This is a genomic window from Candidatus Methylomirabilis sp. (assembly GCF_028716865.1).
Taxonomy (GTDB): domain Bacteria; phylum Methylomirabilota; class Methylomirabilia; order Methylomirabilales; family Methylomirabilaceae; genus Methylomirabilis.
In genome coordinates, this window is the sequence record NZ_JAQUOY010000014.1 from 25711 (window position 1) to 38970 (window position 13260).

General features: G+C 59.5%; 12 protein-coding genes. 8 read left to right on the top strand and 4 right to left on the bottom strand.

Annotated elements, in window-relative coordinates; genetic code table 11:
* Together PHV01_RS07070 and PHV01_RS07075 are read left to right on the top strand one after the other, a co-directional pair.
* Entirely contained in the window at positions 1 to 2565 is a 2565-nt protein-coding gene (locus PHV01_RS07070; protein ID WP_337290452.1) for an FtsX-like permease family protein, read from the top strand.
* Positions 2555 to 3664, top strand: a complete 1110-nt coding sequence (locus tag PHV01_RS07075; protein ID WP_337290453.1) for a lipocalin-like domain-containing protein — start codon at positions 2555 to 2557, stop codon at positions 3662 to 3664. Before PHV01_RS07070 ends, PHV01_RS07075 begins: the two co-directional genes overlap by 11 nt.
* Before the next feature lie 19 nt (positions 3665 to 3683).
* On the opposite strand, the gene PHV01_RS07080 is transcribed toward PHV01_RS07075, so the two are convergent.
* The 3 genes from PHV01_RS07080 to PHV01_RS07090 all read right to left on the bottom strand — a co-directional run bounded on the left by PHV01_RS07080 (position 3684) and on the right by PHV01_RS07090 (position 5736).
* On the bottom strand, positions 3684 to 4013 hold the full coding sequence (locus PHV01_RS07080; RefSeq protein WP_337290454.1) for a hypothetical protein: 330 nt from the start codon (positions 4011 to 4013) through the stop codon (positions 3684 to 3686).
* A 297-nt stretch (positions 4014 to 4310) separates the two neighbouring features.
* A complete protein-coding gene (locus tag PHV01_RS07085; RefSeq protein WP_337290455.1) occupies positions 4311 to 4715 on the bottom strand; it encodes a hypothetical protein in 405 nt (134 codons plus the stop codon).
* Positions 4716 to 4938: 223 nt separating this feature from the next.
* Positions 4939 to 5736, bottom strand: a complete 798-nt coding sequence (locus tag PHV01_RS07090; RefSeq protein ID WP_337290456.1) for a sterol desaturase family protein — start codon at positions 5734 to 5736, stop codon at positions 4939 to 4941.
* Between the two features lie 228 nt (positions 5737 to 5964).
* Here PHV01_RS07090 and PHV01_RS07095 point away from each other — a divergent pair, with 228 nt between their 5' ends.
* From PHV01_RS07095 to PHV01_RS07110, 4 genes are read left to right on the top strand one after another with little or no spacing between them, the layout of a single operon-like run.
* The gene (locus tag PHV01_RS07095) at positions 5965 to 7029 is read left to right on the top strand and encodes a Gfo/Idh/MocA family oxidoreductase (RefSeq protein WP_337290457.1); all 1065 of its coding nucleotides are present in this window, start codon (positions 5965 to 5967) and stop codon (positions 7027 to 7029) included.
* Positions 7030 to 7049: 20 nt separating this feature from the next.
* The gene (locus PHV01_RS07100) at positions 7050 to 7604 is read left to right on the top strand and encodes an acyltransferase (RefSeq protein ID WP_337290458.1); all 555 of its coding nucleotides are present in this window, start codon (positions 7050 to 7052) and stop codon (positions 7602 to 7604) included.
* Positions 7605 to 7609: 5 nt separating this feature from the next.
* Positions 7610 to 8347, top strand: a complete 738-nt coding sequence (locus PHV01_RS07105; protein WP_337290459.1) for a glycosyltransferase family 2 protein — start codon at positions 7610 to 7612, stop codon at positions 8345 to 8347.
* A 2-nt stretch (positions 8348 to 8349) separates the two neighbouring features.
* Positions 8350 to 9465, top strand: a complete 1116-nt coding sequence (locus PHV01_RS07110; RefSeq protein ID WP_337290460.1) for a DegT/DnrJ/EryC1/StrS family aminotransferase — start codon at positions 8350 to 8352, stop codon at positions 9463 to 9465.
* 120 nt (positions 9466 to 9585) lie between these two features.
* On the opposite strand, the gene PHV01_RS07115 is transcribed toward PHV01_RS07110, so the two are convergent.
* Positions 9586 to 11166: a glycosyltransferase family 39 protein gene (locus tag PHV01_RS07115; RefSeq protein WP_337290461.1), complete on the bottom strand. Its 1581-nt coding sequence runs from the start codon at positions 11164 to 11166 to the stop codon at positions 9586 to 9588.
* A gap of 94 nt (positions 11167 to 11260) precedes the next feature.
* Between PHV01_RS07115 and PHV01_RS07120 the strand changes: the two genes are divergently transcribed.
* The gene (locus tag PHV01_RS07120; RefSeq protein ID WP_337290462.1) at positions 11261 to 12247 is read left to right on the top strand and encodes a nucleoside hydrolase; all 987 of its coding nucleotides are present in this window, start codon (positions 11261 to 11263) and stop codon (positions 12245 to 12247) included.
* Positions 12229 to 13206, top strand: a complete 978-nt coding sequence (gene rbsK, locus PHV01_RS07125) for a ribokinase (protein WP_337290463.1) — start codon at positions 12229 to 12231, stop codon at positions 13204 to 13206. Before PHV01_RS07120 ends, rbsK begins: the two co-directional genes overlap by 19 nt.
* Positions 13207 to 13260: the final 54 nt, after the last annotated feature.

Here is a 13260-nt window from a genome sequence, read left to right on the forward strand (position 1 = left end):
GTGCATACCTGGTCGATCATGCGGCTCACCGTCCTTCGCCATCTCTGGACGAACCCTGTCAGGGTGCTGGTAACCGTGACGGGCGTCGCCATTGGTGTCGCCACCTTTACCGCAATCCAGGCAACCAACGAGAGCGTCCTGCGCTCGTTTATGCGGGCGATCGATCTGGTGGCAGGTCGGGCCACGCTTGAGATTTCAGGCGGTGAGCCGGGAATCGACGAGTGGCTTCTGCCGGCCGTGCAACGGGTGGACGGGGTGTCGGCGGCCGCGCCGATCATGCAAACGGTGGCTTCCGTCGCTGATCGGCCGGGCGAAGCCCTTCTGTTGATGGGGGTTGATCTGTTTGCCGAAGATCCGTTTCGAGAATACCGGCTGGCTGATAGCGTTCGTCCGCCGGGGATTGAGGAGTTGCTCAGCACAGACGCGATCTTTGTGACTGCGGCATTCGCAGAGGCACATGGACTACAAAAAGGTGGAAGCCTGACCCTCTTGGTCGGATCGAAGCGGCAGCGGTTTACCATCAAGGGACTACTGACCCCACAGGGGCCGGCCCGTGCCTTCGACGGCAACATCGCGATCTTGGACATCGCCGCCGCTCAGGTGGCGTTCGGTAAGTTCGGACGACTCGATCGGATCGATCTGGTAACGGATGAGCGGGTCCCGCTGGATGAGATCAGTGCGCGCCTTGCGACACTCCTTCCCCCGCACCTGACTGTCCAGCGACCGGATCGCCGGAGCCACCAAGTAGAGAAGATGCTCAGGGCGTTTCGTCTCAACTTGACCGCCCTGAGCGCGATCGCACTGCTGGTTAGTCTCTTCCTGGTTTATAATGCCGTCTCCCTTTCGGTCCTGGAGCGGCGACGTCAGATCGGAGTCCTCCGCTCACTCGGGCTCACGCGCCGTGCAGTGGCCGCGCTCTTTGCCGCGGAAGGGATGGCGCTGGGGCTCCTGGGCTCGCTGCTTGGAATCGGCGGCGGGCTGCTGCTTGGCGGGGCGCTCCTACAGAGCGTCTCAAGAACGGTCTCGACCCTCTATGCCTACCTCCGGGTGGAAGAGATCGAGGCTAGTCCGGGCCTTCTGCTTATGGCGCTGGGGTTAGGAAGCGTCGGTGCGCTGCTCGCCGCCATCGCGCCTGCCTTTGTGGCAAGCCGGATCGCGCCGAAAGACGCCATGCACCTCGGTTCCTTTGAGAGGACCTGGATGCGCCGCTCCCCGCTCGTGCTCCTGTGCGGCCTCCTGCTGCTCACTGCCTCGTTCCTATTGACTCGCCCGGGTCCGGTTGGCGGCGTTCCCCTTTTCGGCTATCTCTCCTTGGCCTGCCTCGTCTTCGGGGTTGCCTGTTTCACCCCCCATCTCTTACGCCTCATCGGGGCGGGCATCCATGCTCTCTGCGGAGGGAGGCGGGCGCCACTACTCACACTTGCCGCCGGCAATCTCTCATCGCAGGTCGGGCGGAGCGCGGTCGCGGTCGCCGCCATGATGACCGCCCTTGCGATGCTGGTTGGGCTGACCCTGATGATCGGCAGCTTCCGGCGGACGGTGGAGCTGTGGGTGGAGCAGACGATCAGGGCCGATCTCATGGTGTCGCCGGCGGCCCGCTTCGTCAAGGGAAGTCAGGCAACGCTTCCCGACACCTTCATCGAAGGCGCCGCTCGAATCCCAGGGATCGCTGCCCTTGACCCGTTCATCGGCCAGCGTATCGAGCTGTTGGGGCAGGAGGGGCTGCTCGCGGCGGGTGACTTCGAGGTGGTGGCGCGATACGGCAAGCTCCTGTTCAGGAGGGGGGAGTCGGCCACGATCCTTCAGCGCGCAAAGGCTGAGGGTGGGGTCATCATCTCAGAGAGTCTCGCGCTGTCCAGAGGACTCACCGAGGGGGACCGATTGCCTCTTTCTCTCCCTTCAGGCCGGGTCGAGCCTCCGATCATCGGTGTCTTCTATGACTACTCAACCGATGGCGGCAAGGTAGTGATGGATCGGAGCCTCTGGACGAAAACGGGGGGCGGGCACGGAGCCGACATCCTGGCGATCTATCTGCAGTCGGGCGCCGACGAGGCCGCGGTGCGGCAGCGGCTTCAGGCGATGGCGGGCGAGGATGGCGCAATCGCGCTCAACTCGAATCGAGCGCTGAAGGCCAGGGTCCTGGAGATCTTTGACAACACCTTTGCGGTAGCGCGCGCCCTGGAGCTGATCGCGATCCTGGTTGGCGTGCTCGGGATCTTCAACGTGTTGTGGGCCTCGGTCATGAGTCGCCAGCGAGAGATCGGCGTCCTACGGTCAGTCGGAGCGACGAGGACACAGATTGCCCGGATCGTCCTGGGTGAAGCGGGGCTCCTTGGCCTGTTAGCCGATCTGCTTGGCCTGCTTGCCGGCATCGCGCTGTCGCTGATCCTGATCCACGTCATCAACAAGCAGTCATTTGGCTGGACCATTCAGTTTCAGTTCTCCTGGTGGGTCGTCATGAAGTCGTCGATCATCGCGTTCGGCGCGGCCCTGCTGGCCGGCTACCTGCCCGCACGGCGAGCGGCCCGCATGAACGTCGCTGCAGCGGTGGTATATGAGGGTTAAGGGGTTCAATGTCTGGACAGTGGCGCTCCTCTGCCTCCTCATCGGGACTGTGGCGCCGATAGAGGCGGCCTTCCGGCAGGCGCTTCCCGGTTATCGATTCGCCTTTCCGCGGGACCACGCCTCACATCCCGACTTCAAGACCGAGTGGTGGTACTATTCCGGCCATTTGCAGACTGCGGACGGCCAGCGGTTCGGCTACCAACTGACCTTCTTCCGCGTCGGGGTCGATCCTGCGCTGCGGGGCGATAGCCGATCACGCTGGGCGGTTTCCGACCTGCACCTGGCCCACTTTGCCATCTCGGACCTCACGCACCGCCGCTTCCAATACTGGGAACGCCGCAGCCGCGGCGCCCTGGACTCGGCCGGCGCCTTGACGAAAGAGTTCAAGGTCTGGAACGGCTCGTGGGAAGCCAGTGGAGACGGGCAGGTCCAGCGTGTGACCGCTCACGTTCCAGGATATGCGATCAATCTCACCCTGACCCAGACGAAACCGCCAGCAATCCACGGCAGTAACGGCGTGAGCCAAAAGGCGGCGGGGCTGGGCCATGCCTCCCACTACTACTCGCTTACCAGGATGGCCGTCGAAGGAACCTTGACCGTCGCCGAGAAGCGGCAGGCTGTGGCCGGCTCAGCTTGGATGGATCACGAATTCGGGAGCAGCCAATTGACCGCATCGCAAGTCGGCTGGGATTGGTTCGCGATCCAGCTTACGGATGGCGTCGAGTTGATGCTGTATCAACTCCGCCTAACGGATGGCCGACCCGACCCCTGCTCTAGCGGCAGCCTGATCCATCCGGATGGACGCATTGAGCATCTGCCCTTGAGCGCCTTCCAACTCACGCCACAAGAGGTCTGGCAGAGCCCGAAGAGCGGTGGCCGATATCCGATCCGGTGGCGGATCCAGGTCCCCAGTCGCCGCCTCGACCTGTCTGTGCGGGCGGCGTTTCCCGATCAGGAGCTGGACACGAGAGGCAGCACCCTCGTGACCTACTGGGAGGGGTCGGTGTCAGTCGTGGGGACTGCGGGTAACCGACCGATCACCGGCGTAGGCTACCTCGAAATGACCGGTTACGCCGAGCCCTTCCGCCAGCCGCTCTAATGGGGAAGGAGCGACTGCCCTATCTCGGTCGGCCGGTTCGGGACCAGAAGCTGGTCAGCGCCACGGCGAGTCCGGAGTTCTGCATTCCAACCTCGATGGCAATCGTTCGGCAGATGGTAGGATCGAGGCCGAGCGCTTTCGGCACAACATACCCGCCAGCCAGCCCCAGGAGATTATGCAGGACTACGACGATGATGATGGGTAGAGCGAGGGCGGAAAGCTGCGGCTGATTCAGCGCGACAACAATGATGCCGATAATGAACATGACGACTCCCAACAGTGGCACGATCGCCCACGTGAGTGGGATCAGCGGCGCGGGATAGACGACAGCGGTGGCCGAGATGAGCACCGCCCAGAGCGGGAAGAGTCCGGCAATACGATCTATTCGGGTTCACACCGTTACTTCGTGTGCAACCCTGGTTAAACCTTCTCTCGCTACAGCTTTTCTGATAGGGTAACGTAACGCGAACACAGATCAACCCCTCTCTCAAGAAAGGAGTAACGTATGGAACGCACTCTCCGAATTCTCTTTCCCGGCTTCGTCCTTGGTTTCCTGGTAGCCCTACCGGTCCTTGCAGGCGCCGGACCGATCGCGGAGCGGCAGGAACGGCAGCAGGATCGCATCGCTGAAGGGATCGCGAGCGGCTCACTCAATCCCAAAGAGGCTACACGCCTCGAAGCCGAACAGACCAAGATCGAGGCCGAGAAGCGGGCCTTCTTGCGGGATGGGAAACTCGGACCTCGTGAGCGGGCCAAGCTTCGACGAGACCAGAACCGCGCGTCCCGTCACATTTACAAGGAAAAGCATGACTGAGTTGTTCCGTCTTATGATCTCATCCCGGAAATAGATCCGCTTTCCCGTAACGAGGTCGGTCTTCTTCTCCGGCACGTCAGCAAGAGCCACATTGAAGACCTGCCCATCATAGGCCGGGTCGATCATCACGTAGTCCACCATCGCCCGCCGGTCATCGATCTTTAGCTTGAGAATCCCCGTCTGCTGTTCGAGGCGTTCGATGATCGTCGGCGAGATGCAGTCTCCGATCTGCACCACTATCCTGTCCCCCTTGCGGGTGACCTTGACCTCCGCCGTGGCTGGCTCGTGCCGGATAAATCTGCCGTATTTGAGGTCGGGTCTGGTTTCCAGTTCTTTCTTGAGTTCCTCCAGATCCAGCGGCGACCGAGCCCTTGCGCTACTACCGCCACCGTGCCGGATTCAGGTTGAATTAATTGACTGTTGGCGCTATCTATTATCCTAAGGCATCATCCTATGCGCATTAGGTCGTAGGCGTTGGCTCGTCCAACCCAATCGACCGTTCAGGTGAAAACGGCCTAAACGCATACAAGAACTGCCTGGTGATACTCCCTACCGGATAGGCATGATCGGCTACACCGCACTCGCCCGGTTCGTCTCGCGTGAGATAGGCCGTTCCGAAGATCCAGTCGAAGATGGAGAAGTTGTTGCCAAAGTTGCAGATCTGATATCGATGGAGGCGCGAATGATGCCAGCGGTGCATTTCGGGACCGACGAAGAGGTAGATTAGGAATCCGATCCGAAGGTTCAGGTTCGAATGGATGAACATGCCGAAAAAGGCGTCTACGGAGGCCCAGATCAGCATGGCATGGTCAGAAACGCCCAACACTAAGAGTGGCAGGAGGTAGATGGTGCGGTCGAGCAACTTCTCAACCGGGTGAAATCGCGCCGTCGATAACCAGTCCATTTCAATCGAACTGTGGTGAGTCTCGTGCAGACGCCACCACCACGTGTAGCGATGCTTCAAGCGATGCAGCACATAGAAGAGAAAATCGAGCACGAAGAGCAAGACGAGTGCCTGCACCCAGATCGGTTGATCGCTGAGTACATTCATCGTGTAATCAGGTAACGTCTGGTGGGCAGCGTAGGATAAACTGACTGCCAACGTGCCATTGATGACGATTCGCATGAGATAATAGATTGGGATATAGAATAGGTCGGCGAGGATGCCTTGCCGGAATATCGGTTGAGGTCGAAGCGGAGCCAGGCGCTCGGCGAGAAAGAACACGAAGGCCATTGCAGTAAAAATGAGAAGCAGCATCTGCGTCACCTCCACCTGTGCGTGGTGGCCAATGTACTACGACTCTTAGATCGCCGCAACAGGAAACACGCAGCGGAGGGAGTCTCATCGCCAATAGGGATTTGTCATAGTGACAATCTGCCAGAAGACCGTGAGGTGTTAAACGGAAACGGTAACAGAGGAGTTCGATCCTATGGTACTCTTTGATCAGCCTCTTGAAGACTGCGCCGCGGCTATGGAGGTCCGAACGTGAACAGGTTACAACACGGGGAGCGAGTCTCAATCGGGATTATAGGGTGCGGCCATTGGGGGCCAAATCACATCCGGGCCTTCCTGTCCCTGCCAGGGGTGTCCGTCTCCTGGGCGGTTGATCAGAGCAAGGATCGTTGCAGGAGTATTGCCGTGTCCTTCAGGCATGTTCGCGTTACGACGGACGTGCAGGAGGTTCTGAACGACGGGGGGGTTAACGCCGTCGTGATTGCTACACCAGCCGAAACTCACTGTGAGCTGGCAATCAGGGCCATCGAGGCTGGCAAGCACGTGTTATGTGAAAAACCGCTCGCATTGAGTTCGGCTGAATGTGAAAAGCTGATCGTTGCTGCGGCTGCCCGAGGCGTCGTCCTAATGGTTGGCCATGTCTTCCTGTTCAATACTGGCATCTTGAAGCTAAAAGAGATTATCGATTCCGATGGGTTAGGGAATCTCTATTATGGCTCGGCAATCCGAACCAACCTCGGGCCCATCCGTAGCGATACCAATGTGTCCTACGACCTAGCCTCTCATGAGATTTCCATTTTTAATTTCCTCCTTGGTTCAACACCGCTTATCGTCTCAGCGCGCGGACAGGCATTCCTGAAGCCAGGCATCGAGGATGTGGCGTTCATCACCTTGACCTACCCGAAAAGCATTATCGCTGGCATTACGGTCAGTTGGCTCAATCCACAGAAGGTCCGCGAGATCACGTTAGTTGGTGACAAGAAGATGGTGGTGTGGAACGATCTGGCGTTGAGCCCTGTGGCGATTCATGACAAAGGTACAGCACAGGAACCTTTCTACGATAGCTACGGCGAGTTCCAGCTCCTCGCACGGGAAGGCGATGTGACGATCCCGAAGATCCATACTGAAGAACCGCTTAAGCGCCAGGCCCGCTTTTTTATCGAGGCGATCAAGACGGGGACCGCAACGCTTTGCAGTGGAAAGTGTGGATTGGCAGTGATTCGGACGCTAGAGGCCATCAATGAATCAATGCTGAGAGGTGGCTCGCCTGTGGCGATCGAATCCAACAGGATCGGCGAGGGAAGGAAGACGCTGTGAATCGTTCAGGACTGGTTTTCATGCATAAGAAGGCACTCGTCGAGACTGATCGCATTGGGGAGGGCACACGTATCTGGGCCTTTGCGCATGTCATGTCGGATGTGACTATCGGGCGTAATTGTAACATCGGAGACCACGTGTTCATCGAATCCCACGCCACACTTGGCGACAACGTGACAGTCAAGAACGGGGTCTCGATCTGGGAGCATGTCCACATGGCCGATAACGTCTTCGTCGGTCCAAATGTTACGCTGACAAACGACCGCTTCCCACGGCGCAGCGAAACCGGTTACCGGGCGGAAGAGACCTGGATCGAGGAGGGGGTCACGATCGGGGCGAATGCCACCATCCTCTGCGGTATTCGACTGGGTCGTCGAGCCTTTATTGGTGCCGGCTCGGTGGTGACGCATGATGTCGCCCCACACGCCTTAGTCTACGGCAACCCTGCGCGCCAACGTGGATGGGTGTGCTTCTGCGGCCGATCGCTCAAATGGAATAAGGGGGAGTGCTTAAGTTGCGCGATGTGCGGCCGTCGGTACGATGTGACGGAGTCAGGTGCCAGGGAGGTAGTCTAGTCACGATGGCGCGCTCAAGGCTAATCGGAGACGCTCGCATTGTGGCCATCCCGATTGCGTTTAATGAAGAGTACGCGATCGGGCGTGTGCTCGACCGCTTTGTAGGCACAGAGGGGGTAGATGTTGCGGTGGTCGATGACGGGTCAACCGACCGCACGCCAGTTATTATCGGCGAGAGAGGAGTGACCCTCATCCAGCGAGCCAAGTGCGGTGGAGCCGGCGCGGCGATCCGTACGGCCTACGTCTGGGCGCGAAACCAGGGCTATGAGATCTGTGTGATCATGTCCGGTAACGATAAGGACCGCCCCTGTGAAATCCACCGCTTGGTCAATCCGATTCTGAGTGGTAAAGCGGACCTTGTGCAGGGGTCCCGCTACCTTACCGACGGAACCCACGCCAATATGCCGCTTCATCGCCGGATTGCATCGGGATATATCCATCCCTTGGTGTTTTCACTAGTGGTGGGGCGCCGGATGACGGACACGACGAACGGATACCGTGCGGTGCGACTGTCGATGCTAGCTGACCCTAGAATCGATCTCGACCAACCCTGGCTCGAAAAATATGAGCTCGAGCCCTATCTGCTCTTCAAAGCGATCCGACTTGGGTATGCGGTGCGTGAAGTGCCGGTGACGAAGATCTATCCGCCCCCTCCCATGCGCTACACGAAGATGACACCCGTAGCCGACTGGTGGAGTATTCTGCGCCCGATCATCATCCTCGGGCTGGGCCTCAAGAGGTAGAGATGGAAGCGACGATTCCGTTTGTCGATCTCAGGGCGCAGTATCGCTCGATTCGCGATGAGGTGAGAATGGCTATCGAGCGTGTGCTGGAAAGCGGGCAGTTTATTCTGGGAGAGACAGTAGAACAGTTTGAACAACACTTTGCCGGCTATCTGGGCACCACACACGCGATCGGCGTAGGGAGCGGACTGGACGCCTTGCGTCTGGCCCTCGAGGGCATCGGCGTCCAGCCTCGCGATGAGGTCATTATCCCAGCTAATACCTACATCGCGACGGCCCTTGCGGTCTCGGCTGTCGGGGCGACGCCTGTCCTGGTGGATTGTCTGGAGGACACGTATCAGATAGATCCCGAGCTGATCGTAACGGCGATCACACCTCGCACGAAGGCCATCATCCCTGTCCATCTCTACGGCCAGTCGGCCAATATGGCCTCAATCACGGCCGTAGCCAAGGCATATGGCCTTGATCTCATCGAAGATGCGGCGCAGGCTCACGGGGCCCGCTTCGCTGGCTCGTTCTGCGGAACGTTGGGACGTGCCGGGTGCTTCAGCTTCTATCCAGCTAAGAATCTCGGTGCATATGGCGATGGCGGGATGGTGGTCACAGGTGATGATGAGGTGGCTCAGCGCATACACCTGCTGCGCAACTATGGCCAGCGGACCAAGAACGAGCACGTTGTGAAGGGGATGAATTCGCGGCTCGATCCGTTACAGGCCGCAGTGCTCAGCGTGAAACTTCGGTATCTTGACAGATGGAATGCACGGCGGGCTGCCTACGCAGCACGATACTCCCAGGCGCTGGCCGGTCAGGGTGTGCGCATTCCAATGATCGATCCGCGTGGAACACATGTCTTTCACACCTATATTGTGCGCACATTACATCGGGATGAACTCCAGGCATATTTGGCCCACAGGGGTATCCAAACTGGTATCCATTACCCACTTCCGATCCACCTGCAGGCGGCCTACCGGGAACTCGGGTACCGAGCCGGGGCTTTCCCGGTAGCCGAGCGGGTGTCACGGGAGATCCTTTCATTGCCCATGTATGCCGAACTGACCGAGAGTCAGATCGATCTTGTCGCCAATGCGGTTGTTGCCTTCACCAGCCAGAAGCGCTAACCCTCACAGTAGGCCAAATGGCTGACGCATGCCCGCCATGGGACGAGATGGGCAGCTTCATCCCTGCACTGTGTGGCGCGATGGCGGCGATGGAGGGGAGCGGGCGTATTGCCGACAGGGTCACGCCGAGGCACGATCAGGAAAAGGGGAGATGCTTGTCTCGCAAGCCATTGATTTTGCGGCTTGGCAGAGCTTCCAGCCTATCACGGTGGTTGCGCTCAGCGACCCAGCCATTCCAAGCAGACAGAGGCTGAACGGCAAGCCTGCATAATAGGCATATGCGAACCAGAGATCCAGCGTATCGATAAGCTTCTCGCGGTCGGCTTCGGAGAGCGGGATGCGAGTGGCTCCAGCGTCTACCTGGAGCGACGGTTTTTTGCCATTCAGGAATGTTCGCCAGTTATGCAAGGCCATTGTAAGCTGTCCCCACGCCGGCGAGTAATTGGGCACGAAATGGGCCTTATACAGGAATAAGGGATCGGACGGGGTTGTCCGATAGGGGAACTCACCGATGATGCGGTAATAGGTCCCGTAGTACACCGAGATCCCACCAAACTGAACCAATAGCCCAGCAAGTGTCAGGGCAAGAAAGATTCGTCTGACGGCTGCCGACCCGCTTTCCAACAACGACCCGCTCGGTAGGATCAGACATGGCAGCACAAGGGTCAAGTATCGCGGTCCCCAACTCCCCTCTCCAGCCCAATCTCGGTACTGCGCGATGACCAGAAGGTTAACCGCAAAGAGCCCGAGCAGCAGCCACGCCTCACGCGCTCGGCGCTTAGCCAGGAGGTTCGATGAGATCAGCCCGAACAGGGTGACGGGGGCGTAGAGGAAGAGGCTTTTCCCCGAACTCAGCAGGAGACCATACAACCCCACAAATAGGGGCGTCGAAAAGGCGTAAAGGCCCCGATAGCCAGTCTCCAGAATCGATCCAAACCGCGCGTAGTTATAGCCAAAAGCGAGTCCCAGGAATGCTACCACCGGCGCCGAGAAGAGGATGAGACCCCTTTCCCAACGGTCTTTCTGGGTGCTGCTCAACAGATACCCAGCGAAGATGGGAAGATTGATAATAAATACCCACTTCGTGAGGATGCCACCACCGCAAAAGCCCCCGGCGTACATGAGCCGTCTTGGGTCGGCGTCTCGGCTGTAGGCGATGAGGTGATATACGGTCCCCAAGAGACAGAGGGTCTCGAGGGGTTGGGCGAGGAACGACTTCGTGGCGTATACGATAAAGAACGTGCTGAAGGCAAAGGCACAGGTGAGCTGCAGTGACACCCGGGAGGAAAAGCCGAGTCGGCGCGCGGTAAAGGCGAACAGGACGCAGGCGAGGGCGCTAATGACGGCATTGACCAGGGAGACGCTCCCTTTCAGGACGAGTAGACTCAGATGCGCCGGAACAAAGGTGGCAATTAGTTTCCCCAGGAGGTAGAAAGGAATTGCGACCACCGAGAGGGCAATGCCATAACGTGAGTAGTCCTTGCCGCCAACCCCAACTGCCACGTTCTCACCGCTCACCGAGATTTCGCCCCGCTCTACCATTGCCTGGGTGACATTAAAAATCGTAACCCCATCGCTAGAGGCGATGATTCCGCTGGAAGCCGACAAAAAGACCATAAGGAAAAAGACAAACAGTAGCAAGGAGGGCACTACGCCTTGGCGCTGCCCATGCTCTTGCGATCCGGAACGAGGCTGCAACATGACGGCATCATAGGGAACGAGCGCAGTGGGTGTCAACAAGAGAATAGCAGGCCGAGCCAAACTCAACTACAATGGCCGCAAAGGAGCAAAGCGAATGCCCCCAACGCGTGTGATCATCGATACCGATCCCGGCATCGACGATGCCTTGGCGCTAATCCTCGCCTTCGCCTCTCCAGAGCTATCTGTCGAGGCGATCACGACCGTGGCCGGCAACGTCCCGGTGGCGCAGGCGGCGCGGAACGCCTGCCTGCTGCTTGAGGTGGCGGATCCGCACCCACGACCCCCGGTGGCCAAAGGTGCAGCACACCCCCTGATACGGCCGCTGCGCACTGCCGAGGACTACCATGGTGAGGACGGTCTGGGGGAGTTGTCCCGTTTCAAGACAGGGGAAGGGATGCCCCGGTACCCAGAACCACAACAACTCCTCGCGACCCAACCCGCCCCAGCCCTCATCGCCGAACTCATCAGTGCCGCTCCAGGGGAGATGGCCCTGATCTGCCTTGGGCCGCTGACCAATCTGGCGATGGCGATCCAAGCGACCCCGACGCAGATGGCCAAGGTCAAAGAGATCATCATCATGGGCGGGGCGATCCAGGCGCCGGGTAATGTGACACCGGGGGCGGAGTTTAATCTGCACACCGATCCAGAGGCTGCTAGGCTCGTGTTTACCTCCGGCCTGCCGATTACCCTCGTCCCTTTGGATGTCACGCAGCGAATCATGCTCAGGACGGAGTTGATCGACGCGGTAGTCCGGCACATCGACAGTCGCGTGACCCAGTTCGTCCGCGATACTACCGAGCGACTGTTTGGCGTTGAACAGGGGCGGGCGGGGTGTGCCGCGATCCCGCTCCATGATCCGCTCGCTGTCGGTGTCGCGATCGATCCATCGCTCGTGACGCGCCGGCCATTGCATGTCGAGGTAGAGACGGGCAACGGGCCATCTCGCGGAATGACGATTGCCGACAGGCGCCAGATCAAAGAGGAATGGAAACAGACGCCAAACCTGCAGGTGTGTATGGAGGTGGACGCCGGACGGTTCATGGCCCTTTTTTTAGAGCGGATATGCCGGCCGCTTGCCTAAGCCAACAGGTTGTCGTGATCGGCAGCGCAAACCTTGATCTGACCGTCATTGCCTCCCGGCTACCGCGGGAGGGGGAGACGGTCCTCGGCGGAGAACTACTCCTCTCAAACGGCGGCAAGGGGGCGAATCAGGCTGTTGCGGCGCTCAAGGCCGGAGCCGAGGTCCGGTTCCTGGCAAAGGTCGGGCGTGATCCATTCGGTGACCGGATCTGTCGAGACCTCGTCGCGGCGGGGCTCCCGGCCGATGGTCTGCTCCGGGACGAGTCGGCTCCGACGGGCGTCGCCCTGATCGTTGTCGATCGACAGGGGCGGAATCAGATCGCAGTGGCGCCTGGCAGCAATCAGTTGCTCCTGCCTGTAGTCATTGAGCAGCACGAACCCTTCCTGGCCCATGGGACCGTCATGCTCGTGCAGCTCGAGATCCCGATCGTTACCGTCGAGCGGGCGCTACAGTTCGCCAAGGCTCACGGGATGACGACGATCCTAAATCCGGCGCCGGCATCCGCTTTATCGGACGATCTTCTCCGTCACGTCGATCTGCTGACACCGAACGAAACCGAGGCCGAAGCCTTAACAGGGATCGCGGTCTCCGACCTGCCCAGCGCTGCGGCGGCGGCCAAGGCGCTGCTCTTGCGCGGCCCACACGTTGTCATCGTGACGCTTGGAGCTCAAGGGGCGCTGCTGTGCACGGCATCGATCGTGCAACATCTACCGGCTATCCCGGTGGCGGCGGTCGATACGACCGCCGCCGGTGACGCGTTCAATGGTGCGCTGGCTGCGGCCTTGGCTGGGAAACCTCAAACCGACACGCTTCGTACAGGCCGATTACGGGTATTAGAGGACATCGTGCGCTTTGCGAACGCAGCCGGCGCCCTGACCACGACCAAGCGCGGCGCGCAAGAATCACTACCCACAAAGGCCGAGATCGAGAGGCTATTGGCAGCAAGACCTTTACCATAAAGATTTCATGGGAGGCCGGACCGACTAGGACAGGGGTGTGCTCGAGCGAACACG

Excerpts from the sequence above, each read along its gene's own strand:
- PHV01_RS07075 (WP_337290453.1), top strand. The coding sequence starts at position 2,555 with ATGAGGGTTAAGGGGTTCAATGTCTGGACAGTGGCGCTCCTCTGCCTC.
- PHV01_RS07090 (WP_337290456.1), bottom strand. The coding sequence starts at position 5,736 with ATGCTGCTTCTCATTTTTACTGCAATGGCCTTCGTGTTCTTTCTCGCC.
- PHV01_RS07100 (WP_337290458.1), top strand. The coding sequence starts at position 7,050 with ATGCATAAGAAGGCACTCGTCGAGACTGATCGCATTGGGGAGGGCACA.
- PHV01_RS07105 (WP_337290459.1), top strand. The coding sequence starts at position 7,610 with ATGGCGCGCTCAAGGCTAATCGGAGACGCTCGCATTGTGGCCATCCCG.
- PHV01_RS07110 (WP_337290460.1), top strand. The coding sequence starts at position 8,350 with ATGGAAGCGACGATTCCGTTTGTCGATCTCAGGGCGCAGTATCGCTCG.
- PHV01_RS07115 (WP_337290461.1), bottom strand. The coding sequence starts at position 11,166 with ATGTTGCAGCCTCGTTCCGGATCGCAAGAGCATGGGCAGCGCCAAGGC.
- PHV01_RS07120 (WP_337290462.1), top strand. The coding sequence starts at position 11,261 with ATGCCCCCAACGCGTGTGATCATCGATACCGATCCCGGCATCGACGAT.
- rbsK (WP_337290463.1), top strand. The coding sequence starts at position 12,229 with ATGCCGGCCGCTTGCCTAAGCCAACAGGTTGTCGTGATCGGCAGCGCA.